The 18,179-nt window shown below is 56.6% G+C and carries 18 protein-coding genes; 3 read left to right on the top strand and 15 right to left on the bottom strand.

What is annotated here, in order from left to right:
- Positions 1–55: 55 nt before the first annotated feature.
- The 9 genes from RC74_RS11235 to atpD are packed head-to-tail and all read right to left on the bottom strand — an operon-like array spanning position 56 to position 6,555.
- Positions 56–895: a F0F1 ATP synthase subunit gamma gene (locus RC74_RS11235; RefSeq protein WP_039001727.1), complete on the bottom strand. Its 840-nt coding sequence runs from the start codon at positions 893–895 to the stop codon at positions 56–58.
- Positions 892–2,436, bottom strand: a complete 1,545-nt coding sequence (locus RC74_RS11240; RefSeq protein WP_052274776.1) for a F0F1 ATP synthase subunit alpha — start codon at positions 2,434–2,436, stop codon at positions 892–894. Before RC74_RS11240 ends, RC74_RS11235 begins: the two co-directional genes overlap by 4 nt.
- Positions 2,426–3,160, bottom strand: a complete 735-nt coding sequence (locus RC74_RS11245) for a F0F1 ATP synthase subunit delta (protein ID WP_039001728.1) — start codon at positions 3,158–3,160, stop codon at positions 2,426–2,428. The genes RC74_RS11240 and RC74_RS11245 overlap by 11 nt, the downstream gene beginning before the upstream one ends.
- 4 nt (positions 3,161–3,164) lie before the next feature.
- A complete protein-coding gene (locus RC74_RS11250; protein ID WP_039001729.1) occupies positions 3,165–3,410 on the bottom strand; it encodes a F0F1 ATP synthase subunit C in 246 nt (81 codons plus the stop codon).
- Positions 3,410–4,123, bottom strand: coding sequence for a F0F1 ATP synthase subunit A (locus RC74_RS11255; protein WP_039001730.1), 714 nt, complete (start codon positions 4,121–4,123; stop codon positions 3,410–3,412). The genes RC74_RS11250 and RC74_RS11255 overlap by 1 nt, the downstream gene beginning before the upstream one ends.
- A complete protein-coding gene (locus RC74_RS11260; protein WP_039001732.1) occupies positions 4,120–4,410 on the bottom strand; it encodes an N-ATPase subunit AtpR in 291 nt (96 codons plus the stop codon). The genes RC74_RS11255 and RC74_RS11260 overlap by 4 nt, the downstream gene beginning before the upstream one ends.
- A complete protein-coding gene (locus RC74_RS11265) occupies positions 4,407–4,688 on the bottom strand; it encodes an AtpZ/AtpI family protein (protein WP_082802260.1) in 282 nt (93 codons plus the stop codon). The genes RC74_RS11260 and RC74_RS11265 overlap by 4 nt, the downstream gene beginning before the upstream one ends.
- Positions 4,685–5,095: a F0F1 ATP synthase subunit epsilon gene (locus tag RC74_RS11270; protein WP_039001734.1), complete on the bottom strand. Its 411-nt coding sequence runs from the start codon at positions 5,093–5,095 to the stop codon at positions 4,685–4,687. The genes RC74_RS11265 and RC74_RS11270 overlap by 4 nt, the downstream gene beginning before the upstream one ends.
- The gene (gene atpD, locus RC74_RS11275) at positions 5,092–6,555 is read right to left on the bottom strand and encodes a F0F1 ATP synthase subunit beta (RefSeq protein WP_052274777.1); all 1,464 of its coding nucleotides are present in this window, start codon (positions 6,553–6,555) and stop codon (positions 5,092–5,094) included. The genes RC74_RS11270 and atpD overlap by 4 nt, the downstream gene beginning before the upstream one ends.
- Positions 6,556–7,943: 1,388 nt before the next feature.
- On the opposite strand from atpD, the gene RC74_RS21730 reads away from it, so the two are divergent.
- From RC74_RS21730 to RC74_RS11295, 3 genes are all read left to right on the top strand, one after another.
- Entirely contained in the window at positions 7,944–8,660 is a 717-nt protein-coding gene (locus RC74_RS21730; protein WP_218918071.1) for a malonyl-CoA decarboxylase domain-containing protein, read from the top strand.
- 11 nt (positions 8,661–8,671) lie between these two features.
- Entirely contained in the window at positions 8,672–10,198 is a 1,527-nt protein-coding gene (locus tag RC74_RS11290; RefSeq protein WP_039001735.1) for a malonate--CoA ligase, read from the top strand.
- A gap of 229 nt (positions 10,199–10,427) precedes the next feature.
- Positions 10,428–11,333 carry an AEC family transporter gene (locus tag RC74_RS11295; protein WP_062628220.1) on the top strand — a complete coding sequence of 302 codons (906 nt, stop codon included), beginning with the start codon at positions 10,428–10,430 and terminating at the stop codon, positions 11,331–11,333.
- Between the two features lie 373 nt (positions 11,334–11,706).
- On the opposite strand, the gene RC74_RS11300 is transcribed toward RC74_RS11295, so the two are convergent.
- The 6 genes from RC74_RS11300 to RC74_RS11325 form a co-directional block, all read right to left on the bottom strand.
- Positions 11,707–12,777, bottom strand: coding sequence for an ABC transporter ATP-binding protein (locus tag RC74_RS11300; RefSeq protein WP_039002176.1), 1,071 nt, complete (start codon positions 12,775–12,777; stop codon positions 11,707–11,709).
- Between the two features lie 3 nt (positions 12,778–12,780).
- Positions 12,781–13,773, bottom strand: a complete 993-nt coding sequence (locus RC74_RS11305) for a glycoside hydrolase family protein (protein ID WP_039002175.1) — start codon at positions 13,771–13,773, stop codon at positions 12,781–12,783.
- Between the two features lie 3 nt (positions 13,774–13,776).
- Positions 13,777–14,655, bottom strand: coding sequence for a carbohydrate ABC transporter permease (locus RC74_RS11310; protein WP_052274816.1), 879 nt, complete (start codon positions 14,653–14,655; stop codon positions 13,777–13,779).
- 1 nt (position 14,656) lies between these two features.
- Positions 14,657–15,724, bottom strand: coding sequence for a carbohydrate ABC transporter permease (locus RC74_RS11315; protein WP_039002174.1), 1,068 nt, complete (start codon positions 15,722–15,724; stop codon positions 14,657–14,659).
- A gap of 62 nt (positions 15,725–15,786) precedes the next feature.
- Entirely contained in the window at positions 15,787–17,049 is a 1,263-nt protein-coding gene (locus RC74_RS11320) for a sugar ABC transporter substrate-binding protein (protein WP_039002173.1), read from the bottom strand.
- Positions 17,046–18,137 carry a LacI family DNA-binding transcriptional regulator gene (locus RC74_RS11325; protein WP_039002172.1) on the bottom strand — a complete coding sequence of 364 codons (1,092 nt, stop codon included), beginning with the start codon at positions 18,135–18,137 and terminating at the stop codon, positions 17,046–17,048. Before RC74_RS11325 ends, RC74_RS11320 begins: the two co-directional genes overlap by 4 nt.
- Positions 18,138–18,179 lie beyond the last annotated feature (42 nt).

The raw sequence follows: 18,179 nt of genomic DNA on the forward strand, positions 1-18,179 counted from the left end.
CCGGTCCTGTAGTGCGTCTTATCTTTCTAAGCTTCCTGATGTGCCGTCACCAAGCCTATTTTCGGGCTTGGGCCGCACCTGTGCCCAGTTCGATGATTTCAGCGGTTATTGCTTCTTGTCGCACGCGGCGTAATTTGGCTTGAAACGCTTCCAACTCACGCCCGATTTGGCTGCCCGCAGAAGACATGGCCTCCATACGCGCTTCATTTTCGGCGGCAAAGGCGTGCAGCGCGGCCTTGCAAACCTGTGCATGAAAATAATCCTGTCCGAGGCTGTCGAGCAGGGCTGTCTCGGAAATCTGGGTTAGGGGACGGTCGGTTTTGGTTGCGGTAAGATTAGAGAGATCAAGCGGAAACAGCCGTTGTCGCAGGAGCGCGGGTCGCCCTGAGGTCCACCCCGTATAGACAACGTCGAGTTGGGTAATCCGCCCCGATCCCACCGCGTGATAGATCGCTTTCGTTGCGTCATCGGCCAGTTTCGGGATGCCATTCGTATGCGACGGCAGTGGCCCTGCCCAATGCGGTGTGATCCCACGGGCGGCTATAATCGAAAGGCCGCGGGTGCCGATCAGGAACAGGGTTTCTGGGGTGAGGTCTTTGGGCAAACTGTCAAGCACACGTTCGCTAAAGGCTCCCGCGAACCCTTGCTCGGCGCAAAACACAAGCAGGCCAGTCCTGTCTGAATCCGCGTCCAAATTTTCGCGCGGATCGGTGCGGGGGCCGATGGCGTTTGCCATTGCCGCCGCAATCGTCGCTGCATAGCTATCGACGACATCAACTTGGCTGCGCGCCATATGGGCGCGGGCGGCGGCGATGCCCTTCATGGCATTCACTACGGCACCGAGTTGGCGAATACCCGTGATGCGGGCACTGATATCGGCCAGACGTTCGGTCATGGACTTGCTGGGTCTTCGCTCGCCTCGGTCTTGTCCTCGGCCAGCGACGCGGCAAAGTGGGACAGCGCCGTCATCAAACTCTCGCGCGATTTCGGGTCAAGTTTTCCCGTCTCGGCAAGGGTACTGACGACACTTGCGGCAGTATTGTCCAACGCGGCGGGCAAACCTGCGCGGAACGCTGTCACTGCCTCCAGCGGCAAACTGTCGAGCAATCCCGATTGCACGGCCAGCATCAGGGCGACCTCGTCGGCCAGTCGGAACGGTTCATGTTGTGCTTGGCGCAGCGCTTCGCGAATGCGCGCTCCTCGCGTCAATTGTTGGCGCACGCGGTCATCGGGCATGCCACCAAAACGGGTAAAGACCTCCAACTCCAAGAACTGCGCATAGTCCAGCCGAAGCGTGCCTGCCGAAGTGCGCAGGATCGGGGCTTGGGTTTTCCCCCCCACGCGACTGACGCTCAGGCCGACATCCACGGCGGGTTTTTGGCCCTGATGGAACAAGGCCGCATCCAGCACGATCTGCCCGTCGGTGATCGAAATCAGGTTCGTCGGAATATAGGCCGATAAGTTTCCAGAATCCGTTTCTGCAATGGGCAAGGCCGTCAGCGATCCGCCTCCGCGCTCTGGCGACAGTTTGGCCGCCCGTTCGAGGAGCCGCGCATGGATATAAAACACGTCCCCTGGATAGGCCTCGCGCCCTGGTGATTGGCGAGTCAGCAGCGCGATCTCGCGGTGTGTGGCGGCATGTTTCGACAGATCATCAATCACAATCAGCGCATGTTGCCCTTTGTCGCGGAAATGCTCAGCCATGGTCATCCCGGCGTAGGGCGCGATCCATTGCAAGCCGGGAGGGGAGGCCGATCCGGCAACCAATACGATACAGCGCTCGAATGCGCCCCGCGCCTGTAGCGCATCAATGGCGCGGCGCACGCTGGATGTTTTTTGCCCCACGGCGACATAGATACAGATCATATCGCTCTGCGCTTGGGCGATAAGAGCGTCAACCGCGAGCGTCGTTTTGCCGGTAGAATGGTCGCCGACGATCAACTCGCGCTGTCCTCGGCCAAGGGCGAAAAGCGTGTCCACCACGACAATTCCAGTCTGCACCGGTTCGGTCACAAGATCGCGCTCAATGATCGACGGCGCCGGGCGCTCAATCGGCAGAACCGCATCGGCCTCGATAGCGCCTTTGCCATCAAGGGGGCGACCAAGGGGATCAACGATACGCCCCAAAAGCGCTTCGCCCACAGGCACATTGACCACTTCGCCCGTGCCAAAGACGGCATCACCGGCCTCAACATTCGTGGCACTGTCAAGCAGGACACAGCCGATCAAGTCGGGGTCCAGCACTCGCGCAAACCCCACCTGGCCACCTTCAAATCGTAACACTTCGTCAAGCCGCACATCGCGTAACCCCGAGATCATCGCGACGCCGTCGCTTATTTCTTCGACCCGTCCACGGTGTTCGGCGCGCGGCCCCAACGGGGCGCTTTGCACCGCATTCTGCGCAGTGGTGAACCACTTAGATGTGTCATGCGGCATCCTTCACCGCCTTTCGAATACGCGCCAAATCTGCTTGCCAACTGTTGTGCAGCACAAAATGTGCGCTGCGCAGTTCCAGCCCTGCAATAAGGTCGGGATCGGTGACGAAATGCAGCGAAGGCGTGCCGCCAAGGGCGTCGCATATCGCCGTTTCGAGTGCTTCGCGTTCCGTGCCAAGATCGGTCGCGGAGACGATCTCAATGCCCGAAGGGTTGGCAACCAGCGCGGCGCGATCGGTGGCGGAAATCTTCTCGATAGCTTCAATCAGCAGCGTCAGAAACGCGGTCTGCACCGTGGGGCTGGTCAACCGCTCCAATAGTTTGGCCGCGATGTCTAGCGAAAGATCAGAGGCCTGCGTTGCGTTGGCTTTGCGGGCAACTTCGGTGTTTCGTTCGATGGTGGCCTGTGCGGCGGCTATCGTCTCCTCGGCCTTGGTGCGCGCAGCACCGCGGGCGGCCTTCGCGGCGGTTTCTGCTTCGACGGAGGCTTTGGCAAGGACGGTATCTCGTTCGGCGTCGATATCGGCCCGCGCTCGCGTCACCTCTTCTAGAGCGGTATCCGCTTTGGCCTGCGCAGCATGAGCCGCATCCATTATCGCTTGGCTTTCGTCCTGACGTCGGGCAATTGCACCCGCCACCGGACGCCAAAAAAGGCGCGAGAGCAGCCAAATAAGGATCAGGACGTTTACCGCCTGCAAGCCAAGGCCCCAGAAGTCGATTGTCATGGGTTTATCCTAGCAACGGGTTGGCGAATAATAACAAAAGCGCGATAACCAAGCAATAAATCGCCGTGGTCTCGATCATCGCGAGGCCGACAAAAAGGGTGCGCGAAATCGTATTCGCGGCCTCTGGTTGGCGCGCAATAGCGTCCATGGCCGCGGCGACAGCGCGCCCTTCGGCCAGCGCGGGTCCAATGGCGCCAAACGATACGGCAAAAGCTGCGCAGACGATGCTTGCTAGGCTGAGATAATCCATCATATGTCCTTTTGTTTTGGGGGAAGGGCCTGCTTGGTGTCAGGCTCTGAACTTTGGCCGTCCTCGACCGTTGCGGTGATGAAAACCAATGCGAGAACGGCAAATATATAGGCCTGTACCAGCCCCGTCAGCAGATCGAGCGCCATCAGGGGAATCGGCACAAGAAGCCCCGCCAGCGAAGCAACAATGCCAACGATAAACACGCCGCTCATCACGTTGCCAAAGAGGCGGACGAACATTGAGAAGACGCGGGTAACGCTTTCCAACATGTTCAACGGAATCATAACGGGATTGGGCGCGGCGAAGGATTTGAGATAGCCCCCCAACCCGTTGCTGCGCATCCCAAACCAGATCACCGAAAGGAACACAAGGACGGCAAGGGCCGCGTCGGTTTCAAGCTGTGCGGTCGGCGGGTCCAATCCGGGCACAAGGGAGGTCCAGTTGGCAACGAGGATGAACAGGAAGAGTGAGCCGATAAAGGCGCGATACGGGGCCGGTTTTGCGCCAGTTGTTTCACGGATCTGGGTATCGATTGTGTCGACAATCAGTTCCAGCGCGGCCTGTCGTTTGCTGGGAATTAAAGTGAGGCGCCGCGTCAAAAGCACAGCTCCCAGCACCAGCACCGCCATGATCGCCCATGTGGTCAGAACCGCCTGTGTGATTGGCACGGGGCCGATATAAAACAGGACGACGGAAGATAGCGGCGAATTCATGCGTCAGCCTTTCGGGCCCAGCGGAACATCAACGCTTTGGCGCATAAAACGCCAGCAAGGGCCGCAATCAGCGCGAAACCATCCGCGCGCACCGCGATATAGAAGCCCACGCCAAGGCCCGCCAACCGTCCAAAGGTCAAGAGCAGGGCAAGCAATGGATGGCCGTGCCCGATAATGAGATCTGCGGTCACGCGCAGAGCGTAAAAATACGCATATCCGAGTACCAGACCGCCCAGAAAACTGGCAGGAAGGAGGAGGGAGAGGAGCAAGTTCGCGAGATAGTTCATCGTGCATTCATCCATTTCCATGCGGTCCAGCCGCCAAGGCAAATTCCCAGCACCATAAACGGGGCTGTCCAGAAAATACCGCTCTCAAGGCGCGCATCAAGCCACCGCCCAAAGAACATTCCGCCAAGCGTTGGCACCACAAATATCCACCCCAGCACCCCGATTTGGGCGAGGCGGCGCCCCACAGAAAGGTCGCCTTCGCGCAACCAACGGTCGCGCCGTTCGCGCCGCAGACGGGCTTGGGTGATGAGCGGGTCATCTTCTGGCTCAGGTTTCACCGGAACGCTCCCTTATCCGCGCCAGAGTGGAGCCGACTAACCATGCGCCGGATCGCATTTAACTGAAGCGCAACGGTTTCGGTTCGCTCAACACGTTCGGCTTCTGCGTCGGATTGAAATCGCGCCAAGATCTCCCGGTCGAGGGTGGCAAGGTCATTTCCCGCCACGGCCTCGCGGGTGGCAATGGCGACCGTGGTGCCGTCCGTCACAGTCAGCACGCCGCCGCGCACCGCGCAGAAATACTCCTGTTTTTCCCGTCGCCAACTGACGATTGAGATGGCGAGCGCCGTCAGGAATGGCGCGTGGCCCGTCATTATACCAAAACTGCCGCTGGGGTCTTCGGCGCGCAGGCTGTCAATGTCCTCGTCCACGATGACCGACAATGGCGTCACAATCCTGAGTTTCATGCGACGGCCTCTTTATCCGAAGAATCAGATTTCTTTGCGGTGGCTTCTTTTTTGCGGGCATCCTCTAGGGTGCCGACCATATAAAGCGAGCTTTCGGACCAATCATCGGTGGTCCCGTCGAGAATAGCGCGGCAACCCGCAAGGGTGTCAGCAAGGGGAACACTCGCGCCCGATATGCCGGTAAAGGCCTCGGTCACCATGAATGGTTGGGTCAGAAACCGTTGCAAACGCCGTGCGCGCTTTACGACCAAACGGTCAGCGGCCCCGAGTTCCTCAACGCCAAGCAGAGAGATAATATCGGTCAACTCTCGGAAACGCGCCAGCGCTTGACGGACGGCTTCGGCGGTCTGGTAATGCGCCTCGCCCACAACAAGCGGATCGAGCAACATCGAGGAGGAGGCTAGCGGATCAATTGCGGGATAAAAACCTTCGGCTGCTTGCGCGCGGGACAGGACAATGACGCAGTCCATATGGCTGGAAATTGTGGTGACGGCGGGGTCGGTGAAATCGTCGGCAGGCACATAGACCGCCTGAATCGCCGTCACAGCAGACCCCGCAACCGAGGCAATTCGTTCCTGTAGCCCCGCAACTTCGGTTGCCAATGTCGGCTGATAACCCACGCGAGAGGGCAGGCGGCCCAAAAGGCTCGACACCTCCGCACCAGCCTGAACAAAGCGAAAAACATTGTCCATCAAGAGCAGCACGTTTTGGTGTTTCTGGTCGCGGAAATACTCCGAAACAGTGAGGGCCGTGAGCGCCGCGCGCCACCGCGCCCCTGGAGGTTCGTTCATTTGACCATAGACCAGCACTGTGCGCTCAAGAACGCCGGAGTCGCGCATTTCTGTGAGAAGTTCATGACCCTCGCGAGACCGCTCGCCAATGCCTGCGAAAACCGAAATCCCTTCGTATTTCTCGACCATGGCGCGGATTAATTCCATGACCAGCACCGTCTTGCCAACCCCCGCGCCGCCAAACATCGCCGCCTTGCCACCTTGCGCCAATGGCGTCAGAAGGTCGATGATTTTGATGCCGGTTTCGAAGACATCGGTGGTGCGGGTTTGGGCGCTTAAAGGCGGCGGTTGGGCATGGATAGATCGGCGCGGTGTATCCTCAGGCAGGGCAGGCCCGTTGTCTTGTGGATTGCCTACGACGTCTAAAAGTCGCCCGAGGACAGCCTCGCCAACGGGCACGGCGACAGGGCCGTCCATGGATCGCACGGTCACCCCGCGCGCAAGTCCCGCCGTGGATTGAAACGCAACGGCGCGCACGGTTGTGAGGTCTAAATGGCTGTGGACTTCGAGGATAAGGGGCGTTGGCACATCCCACTCAACGGTGAGGGCAGTATTGATCGGCGGCAACTCGGTCCCCGCAAAAACCACATCAACAACAGCGCCTCTTACGGCATGTACAATACCCTCGGGTAGGGTTGGCGGCTTCGGCTTCGCGTCGTGCTTTCGCATGAAAAATCGGTCTTTCGGTCGTGGGATTCTGCATTCTCAACAAGTGTAAAAGGTCGCTCAGGCGGCTGTGCTAATCGATGTTAGCAATATGGGAGAGAGTTTTTGGAGGTTTTCGAGCCCCATCTGAACGCACCCGAAACACAGGGTTCCTATTTGAGAGCCTTGTCCTCTAGCATCCCCGCAGAATAATCTTTCAACTGGCCTTGCCAGGCGAAATTGACGCGAGCGGGGCAGCAGAGCAACAACTAGTGATTTGTCATCGGACGTGCATTGATGTCAGCCACAAAATGGTGCGGTTTTGATTGCGCCGTCTCGGTCCCATTTGCGCGTCGGATAACCGACGACGGCGCGTTCACCAATTAAGCTCCTTTTCAAGTTAGCCGTAGCAACTGAACGCAGTTTTGTGTAAACTTACAGCGTGCAGCACAATTCAACAGGAGTTCTTCGACAAAATTAGCCCTTTGTTGCTGAAATCCATTATTTTTGTTGTAGCTGGTCAGGGTGTCGGTGCTTTAGGCCTTGTAGCGTGTCAGCGCCTTATACAAAGGCAAGTATTTATCAATTCGAGCTCCCGCAACCAAAAACTTCGACTTTACAGTCGCTTAGAAGCCACCCTAACGGGTGACTTTTTGCGTTCAAACATTTCGGAAGCACTGCGGAAGCAAGAGGGCGCGCAACGCAGCGAAAGAATGCGCAGTGGCAATCCACGCACCCGGACCATTTCCGTTAGGTACTCAGCGCTGTCTCGTAGTTTTACCGACGCTTCTTTTTCAACATGCGGCAGCATCTGTCCTCGTTTCGATCTGCCCCTAGGAGATATGTTGATCGAATATTGTCCGATAGGGGTGACAATTTAACGGAAGGACCTCCTAACTTCATGTTCACTTTTGTTCCAATTGTCGAACAATCTCTGCACGAGCAGCGGACGATTCGTGCGAAGCCTCCGGAAGGCAGGAACCACGGCAGCCCTCTATAGGTCCTTCAATCTTGATCTGAGAAATCAGCCGTTTGCAACGAGCACATGGCGCGTAGAAATTGCGCTCGTCTAACTGTCGTGGCGAGGCGGCATTACTTCTCGTGTCGAAGTAGCTTGGCTTCCATCTGTCAACCAAGTCGCCTGGCACGTATTTCCAAAGGTCACCGGTATTTGCATTGCGGTCGTCTAATCGGGCGACGTTAGTTCTCTGATAGAGATTGCTGTTTTCTAATTGCCCAACTTCGCCAATGGGGCCAGTTGACCCGCGACGGCCGGGTTCGACTTGCGGACCGTCCGATGGGGCGACGTTTGGCAGCGACAGCCCAAACTCCAGATCATGAAATTCTTCAGAGGACTCTGCCCCGCGTCCGGTCGACCTCAAGGTAACGCGTGCAATATAATCGTGGTCGATTTGCAAATTACATTCGATTCGTTCAAGCAGTGGGGCTGCATTCGCATCGAGTTTGGCTTTAACAACACAGAGAGAGTGTCGTGGATCACTTGGCGAGACCTTTCCAAGTTTTGCAGGTTTGGCCACTTCGACAACCGCGTAACCCTCTCGCGGGTCCACGCAGAAAAGGCGGGTATTTGCGACGTTCTGTGTCTCGTTCTCTATCGGCGGGGCGTTTCATTTGGAAACTTTCTTATTAAACAAGTGGTTGAAGAGCTTAGACGCGAGTTTGAAGCTCTCGAGACCTTCGTTACTCTCTCACCCATTCCGGGGTTGCGGCGCTGTGTGAAAAAGGCCGCTGAAGGCGGAGCAGAAATTGAATTAACTGAGGATGAACTATCGCTGATTACCGTGCTAGAGGAGTCCGATACCCTGCCTTCCGAACCAGACATGCAGGCTGAATTCAATCAGTTAGCCGCGAAGTACTTCGTATATGGCAAGTCATCTCGAGGAGGACCCGCTGATCCGGTAGCGAGATTTCACCTGGGCAACGGGGCCTGTCTGGAACGTATAAATCCAGTGGCTGACCTCAGTACACGCGGCGTATCGACCTCTTGGGGTGGCATGGTGAACTACCTCTACGATCTTAAAAACATTGAACGAAATCACGAAGCCTTTGCGAATGGTGGAGATGTTATTTGTTCCGCCGCTGTAAAGCGCGCGGCTAACGGAAACTAAGGAACATTCAGATGTACAATTCGAACCACCTTGCATGCAGACTGCGTGTCTCGTCTCTTGATAAAACAGATTTGGTTTTTGCAAAGCGCTCTGGTGCGGCTGACGTCACCTATCAAGATTTGTGGCAACTCGCAGAGAAATATGCAGCGGTACTCGTGGGCTTGGGTCTCACATCCGGAGATCGGGTTGCAGTGCAGGTCGAAAAATCTGTCGAAATGATAGGGCTATATCTTGGAACAATATTGGCTGGCGGTGTGTTTTTGCCACTAAATTCAGATTATACTCCCACCGAGATCGAATACTTTGTTGCTGATAGTGAACCAGTTCTGTTCGTTTGCACCCCTGATGCCTTTGATGTCTTGTATGAGGTTGCGACGAAAAAAGGTGTGCAGTCAGTCCTCTCGCTTGGGGCCGACGGAACAGGAACCTTGGTTGAGAAAGCCCTAGCCCAAGAGGCGGGTTTTGAAGCGGTTAAGCGGGGAACCGACGATTTGGCCGCAATCCTGTATACCTCCGGCACTACAGGCCGCTCCAAAGGGGCGATGTTAACGCATGGAAATCTGGCTTCAAACGCTGCAACATTATGCGCGTATTGGCGGTTTTCCAGCGACGATGTCCTGATACATGCTTTGCCGATCTTTCATACGCATGGATTATTTGTCTGCACGAATGTGATGCTTATGGCGGGGGCATCATCGTTTTTCTTGACCAGATTCGATCCAGAACAGGTCATTGGATTGATGGAGCAGGCAACGGTTTTGATGGGGGTGCCGACGTTCTACACCCGCCTGTTGAAGCAACCCGATCTATCTCCCGAAACCGTAAAAAGCATGCGCCTGTTTGTGTCAGGCTCCGCACCGCTGCTGGCGGAGACCAATGAGCTTTGGTTGGAGAAAACAGGTCACACAATACTTGAGCGTTATGGAATGACGGAAACCAACATGAACACTTCAAACCCGTATGAGGGCATTCGCAAGGCCGGAACTGTCGGCTTAGCTTTGCCAGCAGTGGACGTTCGGGTGACTGATCCAAGCTCTGGAGAGCCGCTAGGGCAAGGAGAAGTCGGAAGTATCGAGGTTAAAGGACCAAACGTATTCCAAGGCTATTGGCGGATGCCAGAGAAGACCCGTGAAGAGCTTCGCCCGAATGGTTACTTTATCACGGGAGACATCGGGATGATCGACGAGGATGGATATGTTTCCATCGTCGGAAGGTCAAAAGATCTCGTTATAACAGGCGGGTACAATGTATACCCAAAAGAAATCGAAACCTTGCTTGATGCAATCACGGGCATTAGGGAGTCTGCGGTGGTAGGTTTGCCTCATGCCGATTTCGGGGAAGGGGTTGCCGCCGTCATAGTGACTGAGGGCGGCGCTGTCCTCTCCGAACAGGACGTTCTCGCGGCTATTGCCTCAAAGGTGGCCCGTTACAAACAACCTAAAATTCTTTTTTTCGTTGATGACTTACCACGCAACACAATGGGAAAAGTTCAAAAAAATATACTTCGTAAGAGATTCCAAACGGCCTTTCACCCGTGAAAGAAAAGGGAATGAGGGGACCTTAGCAGGTGTGGCATCGCGAATGCGGTAATCTTTGGACGCATAAAGACGGTCGGTCGCGACGATACATCGGAAATTCGATGGGATATCAAAGTCAAATACTCCAGCAGTTCACTTGCCCCTCCCTGAGCTTCGGTCTTTAACGGGTTGTGCAACGACACCCGTGCGGCTCCCTGTCTGCGCAGGTCTGGGTCAAAGGGATATCACATTGCTTTTCTCCACCATCTGGCCCCTTTTCGCGCTGATCTGCCTTGGATATATCCTTGTCCGGCGTGGCTTTCCTGATCCCAGCTTCTGGCCCGCCGCCGAACGGATTAACTATTTTCTGCTCTTCCCGGCCCTTCTGGTCAGCAGTTTGGCAGATGCCCCCGTCCGCGACCCACAGTTGCTGCGTCTGGGCGGTTCGGCCGTTGTAATCATTCTGTTCGCCGCACTCGCCCTGGCCCTGGCCCGACGCGCCCACCCCATGCCCGCCACCCGCTTCGGCCCACTGCTGCAAGGCACGGTGCGCTTCAACACCTATCTGGGGCTGGCCATCGTTGCCACCTTGGCCGGACCCGTGGGGATCGAACGGGCGGCGCTTTACCTTGCCATCGCCGTGCCCTTGGTCAACGTCCTGTCGATCATGGGCCTGACCGAGTCCGGTCATGCCCGCCGCCCCCTTGCCATGCTCCGCACCATGACGCGCAATCCGCTGATCCTGGCATGTCTGGGGGGCATCGCGCTGGCGCTGACTGGATGGGGCTTACCCTTCGGCACTGGGCGCTTCCTTGACCTTCTAGCGCAAGCCAGCCTGCCGCTTGGCCTGCTCTGCGTGGGGGCCGCCCTGCAACCCGCCGCCCTGCGTCGCGACGGGCTAACCCTAGCTACAGCCGGCGCCCTTCGCCTCCTGCTGATGCCTCTGCTCGCAGCGCTCATCGCGCGCGCCGTCGGCCTTAGTGGGGTCGAGGCGCTGGTGTTGGTCGTTTTTTCAGCTATCCCCACGGCCCCCACTTCCTATGTGTTGACCCGGCAACTGAACGGCGACGGCACGTTGATGGCGGGTATAGTCACCTCCCAGACCATTGCCGCCATCGCCACAATTCCACTGGTCCTGTGGGTCCTCGCCCCTTGACACCACCCGATGTTTTAGAACTCCCGCTGACAGGCACTCCACCTCATACAATCACGCCACCTTCGGGTGTCTCGCGGAGGCTACGCCGCGGAATGCAGCGGTCGATGAATGACCGGTAGCGGCCGTTCTTACCATTGCCCGAAAAGTGCAACTACGTCACCGTTCAATTCGAACTTCGCTCAAGCCTGTAAAATAGCATCCAAGCCGAACTCTCTAATTGAAATTACACATATAAATCAAAGATTTACCTGTAGATAGCGGGGAAATTTGCATTGCGCGTAACCTAGATCTAAATGCCTGGGCAGAAGGCCATAGAAAGTGCGAACAATAACCCATCTCCCACCGATCGAAACCGAGAATTAGGACGGTTTAGTTATCGGGATTCAGGAAAAATGTGTGCCTGGCTAGGATCGAAGTCCAGATTTACAGCTGTCCCTGGTGTCTGGATGCTGTCCTCAGACAGGGCCGCGATAATCTTACTGCCATCGGCGAGTGCGATGTCGATCACCGTTTCACTTCCCAACCGTTCTGTCAGGATGACCTTGCCATGTAGCCTACCTGCTTCATCACCGGCTGGGTGCAAATACTGAGGGCGAATTCCCATTGTCGCGGTCTGGCCTATTGTAAAACTGCGCCCTTTGTGGGGTACCTCGATTTGATCAAGTGACGCATTGCTGACCGACACTGTGGTTTCGTTTGCCGCGTCCACGGTCACACTAAGAAAATTCATCGAGGGCGCGCCCAGAAAACCTGCAACGAACAGATTGGCTGGTTCGTGATACAACTCCATCGGGGCACCAGTCTGCATGACCTTTCCGTCTTTTAAAACCACGATTTTGTCGGCCAATGTCATCGCTTCGACCTGATCGTGGGTGACGTAGATCATTGTGGCACCAAGGTCTTGGTGCAGCTTGCCGATCTCCATCCGCATGTCCATGCGAAGGGCTGCGTCGAGGTTGGATAGCGGTTCGTCAAACAAGAAAACCTTGGGGTCGCGCACAATTGCGCGGCCAATGGCGACACGCTGGCGTTGCCCACCCGACAATTCCGAAGGGCGGCGGTCCAGCAAGTGTTCCATTTGCAAGATTCGGGCAGCCTCGGCGACCTTTTCTGCTTTCTCGGCCTTGCCCACTTTGTTGATCGTCAGACCAAAAGCCACGTTTTCGCGCACAGTCATGTGCGGGAATATCGCGTAGGACTGGAACACCATAGCGATACCTCGTTTAGACGGTTCCAGATCATTGGCCCGCTGTCCGTCGATTTCAAGCGTACCATCGGTGATGTCTTCAAGGCCTGCGATCATCCGCAGCAGGGTGGATTTGCCGCAGCCCGACGGGCCCACGAAGACGACGAATTCGCCATCATCGATGTCGATATCGACTCCTTTGATGACCTCGACTGGGCCGTAGTTTTTACGAAGGCCGCGCAGTTTGACTTTGGCCATGATTTACTCCGTCGCTTTGAGGTGAGGGACAATTTTGAGCAACCCGTCCGAGGTCACGATGACGGGTTCCGGGTCCATAATATGGCCGATGAAATCGACGCCATCTGGGCGGTCTGCGAAGCCAAGAATGACGAGACCATCACCGCTGTCCACGATCCGAGCCGCATAGCGGCGGCAGGGCAGATCGCCGTCGAGAAAATCCGGTGCGATGCGCCATGATCCACGGGGGCCGTCGCCGATCAGATAGTGGTTGCCCGTCACGGGGCCACCTTTTGTAATTCGCGCCTGTTCTTTGGAGAAGTGTTCGGCTGCTGTGCAGAACAGACAATACCACCGACCGCCCACTTCAAACACCTGTGGGACTTCAAGCTGGCCATAACCCCCAGTGAACACGGGCGGTTGCAAGTTCCAGTCAAAGCCGTCCGGCGAGGTCGCAAAACCGATGCAGCCGCCGGCATTTGGCTCCAACACATCCTCGGCACGCGCGGTAAAATACATCAGCCATCCGTCTCCTTCAGGGTCTTTCATGACCCAAGGGTCGCGCATGGCGCGGTCGTGCCATTTGCCCGTGTGCTCGACCTCGTAATGGTGCGCATTCGGCCCTTCAAAATCGAGGGTCAGGCCATCTTTGCCCACCCGGGCCCAGTTGTGCATATCGGTCGAGGTCGCATGTCCGATCCGCTGGATCTTGCCTTGCTCAGCTTTGCTGGTGCCCGTGTAGTAAAGGTGCCACAGCCCGTCGTCGCCCTTGACTGTCGATCCCGTCCAAGTCGTGTAATCGTCCCAAGCGGGGCTTTCGCTGGGGAGAAACGTTTCGCCCAAATGGGTCCAGTTGATGAGGTCCGTCGATGTCGCATGGCCGTAGCTGACATTGAAGTGGCGCAATTCAGGGTCACCGATAGAGCGAGGTGCCTTGAGAAAATAGCCGTGCCAGACGTCCCCGTCATGCACATACCAACTGTCCCAGACAAAATGATCTTTTAGAGCGAGTACCATAGATCAGCCTTTCACGCCGGTTGAGGCAATCGACGCGATAAACGCGCGTTGCAAGACAAGATAAAAGGCCAGAACCGGCACCGTGATGACGGTCAGATAGGCCATGATTTCCCCCCATGCGGGGTTGAGTTGGAAGTAGTAGCCAAGGCCCACCATGACGGGACGATAGGTTTCCTGCTGCACCACGATCAGCGGCCAGAGGTATTGGTTATACATCACTAGAAATTTCAGGATCGCGGCGGTGGCGATCACAGGCCCCGCGAGCGGCATGACTACGCGGCGGTAAATCTGCCACCATGATGCGCCCTCTACGCGGCTCGCTTCGATCAGATCGCTCGGTAGGTCTTTAAAAAACTGCACGAACAGGAAGATCGTCAAACCGTCCGCAATCCAAGGGATAACCTGCACGCGGTAGGTGTTTAGCCAGCCAATCTCGAACCCTTCAAATCCGATCCATGGCAGTTTGCTGACCAGCAACAAAAGCGGGATGGCGATGGTTTCAAACGGGACGATGAGTGTCGCCAGAACGATGGACAGCAACACGTCACGACCCTTCCAGTTCATGAACACGAAGGAGAACGCGGCGAGCGAGCAAAATAGCAGCGACAACAGCACTGTCACCCCAGTCACCAGCACGGAATTGAAGATGAACGTGGCCACCGGAGCTCGGTTGAACGCGGCGGTATAATTGTCGAAACTCACATCGCCCACAGGCAGGAAAGCCCGAATGCTCGACGTGTCGCGCAACAATTGCAGATCGGGCTTGAGGCTCGACATGACCATGAACACCAACGGAAAGATAAAGATGATCGCGATGAGCGTCAGGACCACATACCGCATGATCAGGCGCAGACCGTGGTTGTCGGAAGCAATGGCCGCCATGTTATTTCTCCCGCGTGAGGTAGCGTTGGGTGATGCTGATGGTCAGCACGAGGAGGAACAGGATCACCGAAATCGTGGAGCCTCCCGAGATGTCCTGTTTGCCGTACCCCCGTTCAACCGCCTGAAACACGACCGTCGAGGTACTGTCGAGAGGTCCGCCGTTTGTCATCACGTCGATCTGCGCGAACAGGGCGAACGCCTGCATGGTGATGACGATCAGCACAAGGACGGCAGTATTGCGTAGTCCCGGCCAAGTGACATAGCGGAAGGTCTGAAATTTGGACGCGCCTTCGATCGAGGACGCTTCATAGAGTGTGGGCGAGATTGTTTGCAGCCCTGACAACCAGATCACCATGTGAAACCCCACGGCTTGCCATATCGACATGGCCATGATCGCGCCAAGAGCGGTGTCTTTGTTGCCGAGCCAGTCGCGCCCTTCAAACATGCCGAAACTGAAGGTGCCGAGAATCGAGTTCAGCAGGCCGTCCTCCGCATACAGAAACCGCCACAGCAGCGAGACCACGACGATGGAGACCACAACCGGCATGAAATAGATCGCACGATAGACGTTGATCCCCCTCAGACGCTGGTTGATTAGCAACGCCAGTCCCAATGCGATCGCGCCCTGCACGGGGGCGACCACCAGTACGAACATTAATGTGTTGCGCAGGGATTTCCAGAACACCAAGTCTGTTGCCACGACGACCTTTGCCGTGTCGCCGGAATGCCAGCGGAACCACTCGCGCATACCTGCGTATTGCTGGAAGTCAGGGTTGTTGCGGGTGAATGTGCGCACACGTGGGTATTCTGGAGTGCCGTCCGCATCGCGGATCACCGCGCCGGCGTCATCCGTTTCGGGCTCGATCGACAGCACCGAAATGCTCAGCAAGTTGCGGTAGTTGTCCAGCCCTACGAATTCGGTCGGGTTGGGCGAAATCAGGCGCTGGTTGGTCAGCGACAAAAAAAAGGCGAAAAAGAAGGGCACCACGATAAACAGCGTCAGCAGGCCAAAGCCCGGCAGGGCAAACGCCCAACCTGCACGGTTCGATGTTGTTAATTTAGATGCCATTGTCTTGATCCTCCTGAGAGTGTTCGGGGGTGGCGGGATCGCCGCCCCCGAACAGTCAGGTTTTAGTGGCCGTAGCCGCTGTTGCGCTCGATGTCGGTGTCTATCTCGTCAACAGCTGCGTCGAGCGTGTCGGCCACGTCTGCACCATTGGCGATGTCTGCCAGTGCCTTTTCAAACACCTTCGCAGCGACCACGTAGCCCGGAGACACAGGGCGCACGAGAGCCTGTTCAGCGCTCAGGGCAAAGTAGATATTCAACGGGCCCCCTTGGGCGTAGTTCTCAGTCATATCGGCCGCCGATGTGGTCGACGGGATCAGGCCGATACCGTCAGAGAACGCGGCCATATACTTATCTTGCAAGGCGAATTCGATGAACGCATTGGCACCCTCGGCATTCTCGGATGTGGCCGAAATACCAAATTGCCAAGACCCAGCCCCAATCACAGACCCGTTGCCAAAGTCAGGAGCGGGCAGGAACACGATATCGTCGACACCACCGTCGATAGCGGCGACTGATGCCCAGTTGCCATTCCAACTAAAGCAATATTTGCCATCGATAAAACCGGTGTCACGATCAGCAGGGTCTTGTGATGTGCCTGGTGTATAGCCTTCGGTGAACAGGGACTGCCACCATTCGCCAAACTCTATTGCCGCATCGCCGTTCAAAGCACCTTCGGCTGTTTGGTAAGTGGAGCGATCAACGATATCGCCACCGAATGATTGAAGGAACGGGCTAAACGCATACGGATACCACTCGCCCGTCCATGCCATGCCAACGTCAAACGCATATTCGCATTTGCCCGAGGCTTTGGCGGCTTCAAGGGCTCCCATGAACTCATCTTTGGTCCATGGTGAAGCTAGCGTCGGTGCGCGCAGGCTGAGTTCGTCCAGTGTGGATTGGCGTGCATAAAGCGATACGGCGGCGTCCCATAGGCCGACGGAATACAGCTCACCGTCCCAGCGGCCGATGGTGCCCGGAAGGAAGTCGGCGATGATGCTTTCATCGATGGACAGCGGCTGCATGTAGTTCGCCCAAGCCCAGTTCGGCATCACGGGACCGTCCACGTCGATGATGTCAGGCAGGTTGCCGGCAAGGGCCGCCGCCACAACGGAATCATTGTAGCTCCCTTGCGGAAAGCTTTCGAGGCTGACGTCATAATCCGCGTTGGCTGCGTTGAAGTCGGATACGATCTGATTGATCAGCGCGCTTTCCACTTCGTTGCCGCCGCCATGATACCACATGGTAATATCGGTTTGCGCAGCCGCCATTCCGGCGAGACATGTCGATGCGATAAGCGCACCAACAAGAGTTGTTTTTAGTTTCATTGAGTTATCCTCCCTATTGACAAAAGTTTGGTGGTCGAGGTCGGCAGGTCTTTCACGGAATTGCCGAGAGTTACGGGGCCACTGACCAAAATCGGGGTTGTGGGTTCGTCGGTGGTGCCGTCGATCATGCCCAGCAACAGATCCGTCGCGCGGATCCCAATTGCGGCGTACGGCAATTCTGCCGAGGTCAGTGTCGGGTAGAGCGTCTGGGTGATCAGCTTGTGATTGTCGTAGCCTGCAACCGACAGATCATCAGGCAGGGATAAACCGCGACTGCGCAAGATACCGTAAGCGCGCATCGCCATGCGATCATTACCGAAGCAGATGACGGTGGGCGGTTCGGGCAGCGTCAATACGCGGTCGATGGCGTCCCACAAAAGCTGCACTTCGGTGACACTGTCGGTCGTATCGACATCTGCGGCGACGATCAGCTTTGGCTCGAAAGGCAAATCGGCTTGTTCTAGCGCGTCGCGATATCCTTCGGTCCGCAGTTTGGTCGCATCCTGCCACGGGCTAAGCGTCAGATAGGCAATCCGGCGATGACCTTTCGCGATCAGACTTTTCACAAGGCTCATCTGTCCGCGGTAATCATCTGGCAGGACCGATGGCGTGCCGATGTCGTCATAGCAGTTGGCCAGCACCAGTTTGGTGGACGGCGATACTGGCGGCAATTCAATGCGTCGGTGGTGATCGGCTACATAGATGATACCTTCAACACGATGTTCTTCGAACGTGCGGATCAGTTGCGGGACACGGTCCATTTTGCCGCCCGTATCGGCGATCAACAGTGTCTTACCGCTTTCCTCCATCGCCTTCTGGATGCCCTGTACGATGAACAAATCCGGCAGGCCGGATACATCCGTGCGACTGGGGGATAGCGAAATGGCCCCCGTGATAAGCCCCACCAGCCCCGACTTGTTTGATCGCATCGCGCGGGCCGCAGTTGATGGAACATAGCCCAGTTCTGCAATGGCTCGTTCGACTAACTCCTTGGTTGTTATCTTGACGGCACCGTCGCGGTTGATCACGCGGCTGACGGTCTTGGGCGATACGCCTGAAACCCGTGCGACATCATAAATGGTTGCCATGTGATACCCTCCCAAATCTCAGCGGGCGGCACCTTAGAATCG

Source organism: Falsihalocynthiibacter arcticus (genome assembly GCF_000812665.2).
GTDB classification, from domain to species: domain Bacteria; phylum Pseudomonadota; class Alphaproteobacteria; order Rhodobacterales; family Rhodobacteraceae; genus Falsihalocynthiibacter; species Falsihalocynthiibacter arcticus.